The following is a 2395-nucleotide window of genomic DNA, read 5'->3' as shown; positions in this document are numbered from 1 at the left end:
CTTTAATCTGCTTCATGGCGGCAGCAAGTTCAGAGGCAGGAACAACCTGTTCTCCGGCGGCCACAGCAGTAAGACTTCCTTCCTGGTATTGCTTACGCCAGAGAAATAACTGGCTGGCTGCTACACCATGTTGCCGGGCAACGAGGGAGACCGTCATCCCCGGTTCAAAGCTCTGCTGAACAATTGCGATCTTTTCCTGTGTGGTACGCCGTCTGCGTTTCTCCGGCCCTAAGACATCAATCATCTGTACTCCAATGACTAGTCTAAAAACTAGTATTAAGACTATCACTTATTTAAGTGATACTGGTTGTCTGGAGATTCAGGGGGCCAGTCTACTAAGCTACCGGTTTTACGATTTTTTATGCCATTTATCATCATCCCCTTTGGCATATTCATGCTTCACAGCAGCCCAGGCCACTTTATGCGCGGTTTCTTCGCGACTGGCGTCATCACGCCGATCGTCTTTATCTTTATATTGATCCCATGCGCTGTTGAATGCTTCTTTATAGATATCCTGGGCATGAGACGGTAGAACGTGCTTTACGCTTTCCGGCAGATCGCTTTTCGTTTTATACGGCATCGTTGACTCCTTTTACAAAGTTGAACATTAAGTGTGGTCAACAATATCTACTCTTGCCAAAACATAAGAATTTTCATGTCAGACTGTTCTTAAGAAACGCTAAAACAAACATTGTCTAAACGTAATACTTATTTTTATGTCCCAATGAGTAAAAAATCGACAGTGGGGTAAAAATTCGTAAAATGTTACCGATATCCAGACACTTTCTGTTATTTTTCCTACCTATTTTTTACATTTTCGATAAATTCATCTGCAAAGGGATAACCATAATGTCAAATGCTCAAGAGGCGGTAAAAACCCGCCACAAGGAGACTTCGCTTATTTTCCCGGTTCTGGCGCTGGTAGTGCTGTTCCTGTGGGGAAGCAGCCAGACACTACCAGTGGTCATTGCCATCAATCTTCTTGCGCTTATTGGTATTTTAAGTAGCGCCTTTAGTGTTGTCCGTCATGCGGACGTATTAGCCCATCGCCTGGGAGAACCTTACGGTTCGCTTATTCTTAGCCTTTCAGTGGTTATTCTTGAAGTCAGTTTGATTTCAGCTTTAATGGCAACCGGCGACGCCGCGCCAACGCTAATGCGTGATACGCTCTATTCAATCATTATGATTGTTACCGGTGGGCTGGTTGGCTTTTCATTATTGTTGGGCGGTCGTAAGTTTGCCACCCAATATATGAATCTGTTTGGTATCAAGCAGTATTTAATTGCGCTGTTCCCCCTGGCGATAATCGTACTGGTATTTCCAATGGCTCTGCCTGCGGCGAATTTTTCAACCGGTCAGGCGTTACTGGTAGCATTAATTTCTGCGGCAATGTATGGCGTATTTTTGCTGATCCAGACCAAAACGCATCAAAGTTTGTTTGTCTACGAGCACGAAGATGACAGTGATGACGACGACCCGCATCACGGTAAACCGTCTGCCCATAGCAGCGTGTGGCATGCTATCTGGTTGATTATCCATCTGATTGCCGTTATTGCAGTCACCAAAATGAATGCCAGCCCGCTGGAGACATTGCTCGACAGCATGAATGCCCCTGTCGCCTTTACTGGCTTCCTGGTGGCTCTGTTGATTCTGTCGCCGGAAGGTTTAGGTGCGTTAAAAGCAGTGTTGAACAACCAGGTCCAGCGCGCGATGAATCTGTTCTTTGGTTCAGTGTTAGCAACCATTTCGCTTACCGTACCTGTCGTCACGCTAATTGCCTTTATGACGGGTAACGAATTACAGTTTGCACTTGGTGCGCCAGAAATGGTGGTGATGGTGGCCTCTTTAGTGCTGTGCCATATCTCCTTCTCCACCGGACGTACTAACGTGCTCAATGGCGCAGCGCATCTGGCACTGTTTGCCGCCTATTTGATGACGATATTTGCCTGACAGTTATATCTCCTCCGATGACGGAAATCGGGGGAGATAAGATAAATTCCTGCTTATTGTATTTCTTCATACTACCTGGACAGCTCGTTAATCAGAATTGCGAGCCTGTACCACAACCTGCACAAAACCACTGCAACAGCTGTTGAAAAGCCGGAATGTACTCTTTATTGCAAACATTTCAGGGATGAAGTGAAGATGAATTGAGACGTAGTATCCACACCAAGCCGGAATTATCCGGTGAGGCGCAATGTTGCGGGGGCTTTATCCCTGGTGGCATTGGTTGCTGGAAAGAGAAAACCCCCGCACGTTGAGAGGTAAAACCTGACAACAGAACGGGGGCTAATCTGTAAGCGTGCAGCAAGAACCGTATTGACGGGGATGTGTTATTCAGTCGGCAGTGCTACGCGCCAGGGGAGCAGTTCGCCGACCCGGTTTATCGGCCAGT

The 2395-nt window shown here is 46.7% G+C and carries 3 protein-coding genes; 1 reads left to right on the top strand and 2 read right to left on the bottom strand.

Features of this window, described 5'->3' with window-relative positions:
• Both BGK49_RS12650 and chaB read right to left on the bottom strand, forming a co-directional pair.
• Positions 1 to 244 (bottom strand): transposase (locus tag BGK49_RS12650; RefSeq protein ID WP_000567704.1); only part of this gene is annotated, 244 nt, incomplete at its 3' end.
• 105 nt (positions 245 to 349) lie between these two features.
• Positions 350 to 580 (bottom strand): putative cation transport regulator ChaB, encoded by a 231-nt coding sequence (chaB, locus tag BGK49_RS12645; RefSeq protein WP_001146442.1) that lies wholly within the window; start codon positions 578 to 580, stop codon positions 350 to 352.
• A 269-nt stretch (positions 581 to 849) separates the two neighbouring features.
• Here chaB and chaA point away from each other — a divergent pair, with 269 nt between their 5' ends.
• The gene (chaA, locus tag BGK49_RS12640; protein WP_001295620.1) at positions 850 to 1950 is read left to right on the top strand and encodes a sodium-potassium/proton antiporter ChaA; all 1101 of its coding nucleotides are present in this window, start codon (positions 850 to 852) and stop codon (positions 1948 to 1950) included.
• The last annotated feature ends 445 nt before the right edge of the window (positions 1951 to 2395 follow it).

The organism is Shigella sp. FC1544 (genome assembly GCF_001722145.1).
Classification (GTDB): domain Bacteria; phylum Pseudomonadota; class Gammaproteobacteria; order Enterobacterales; family Enterobacteriaceae; genus Escherichia; species Escherichia coli.
This window is presented reverse-complemented; position numbering and strand designations above follow the sequence as displayed.